The sequence below is a fragment of the Dietzia sp. UBA5065 genome (assembly GCA_002415925.1).
Taxonomy (GTDB): Bacteria; Actinomycetota; Actinomycetes; order Mycobacteriales; family Mycobacteriaceae; genus Dietzia.
Window position 1 is genome coordinate 1 of the sequence record DIAZ01000004.1, and the last position, 1,133, is coordinate 1,133.

1 protein-coding gene is annotated in these 1,133 nt (G+C 73.3%); it reads left to right on the forward strand.

Going from position 1 to position 1,133, the window contains the following annotated elements:
* Positions 1-116: 116 nt before the first annotated feature.
* Positions 117-1,133: NTP transferase domain-containing protein (locus B4M60_RS00485; protein ID WP_291079404.1), on the forward strand; the 1,017-nt coding region annotated here is incomplete at its 3' end.

The following is a 1,133-nucleotide window of genomic DNA, read 5'->3' on the forward strand; positions in this document are numbered from 1 at the left end:
CAGCTCGCCGGCCCGGTGGTGCTGGCCCGCATCATCGGCCTGCGCCCGTACACGCCCGAGGATGTCGAACGCCTCGTCGACGACTTCCTGCGCGGCCGTCAGCCGAAGAGCCAACCATGAACGGGAACGCTACATCTGTCGAGGTCGGCGCGATTGTGCTCACCGGCGGCCGCGCGAGCCGGCTGGGCGGCGTGGACAAAGCCCGGCTCCCTGTGGCCGGACAGCCGATGGTCGAGACAGTCCTGCGCGCCGCGCGGGCGGTCGCGGGCCCGGTCGTCACGGTTGGTCCGGGCGGCGACACCCGCGAGGAGCCACCGCATTCCGGGCCCGTGGCGGGGATCGCGGCGGGGTTGCCGTTGCTGCCGGGTGAGGTCGACGTCGTCGTCGTCGTGGCCTGTGACCTGCCCGGACTCGACGCCGAAACCCTGGCCGCGCTCGTAGATTCCGTGCGCACCGCGCGCGCCGAATCCGCACCCAGCACGTTCTCGGCCGCGCTGGGCGTCGACGCAACCGGCCACGACCAGTACCTCCTGGCCGCGTGGGACCGCCGCGCCCTCGCCGCGCGACTGGACGCCCTGGAGCGGTCCGGCGGCGTGGGCGGGCGACCTGTCAGAGCGCTGTACGACGACGACAACAACGACACCGCCGACTACGACGACATCGCCGGCGCCTTTCTCCGCGTGTATGTGGGCGATCACGCCCTCGACGTGGACACCTGGTCCGACCTCGCCGCACGCGGTCCGGTGGCGCTCGCGCACGTCGGCCCGGTTCTGGCCGCAGGACTGGAGACCGTACCGGCGACGGAGCACGCACCCTTCGACGCGGTGGGTTCGGTACTCGCGGCACCGCTCGTCGCAGCGGAGGCGATGCCGCGCGGACGGGTATCGGCGATGGACGGCTACGCGCTCGCCGGATCCGGACCATGGCGGCTGACCGGGGCGGCACGGCGCGCGGGGGACGAATCCGCGGCGAGCCTGGAGCCCGGCTGCGCCGCACCGATCGCGACCGGCGCACTGGCACCAACTGGCACCGACCGCGTTCTGCGGCACGAACTGGTCAAGGTCTTAGGCTCCGCCAGCCCCGCTGCTGACACCTCCCCCTCCCCCGGTGCCGCTCCCGGTGCTGCTTCCGGC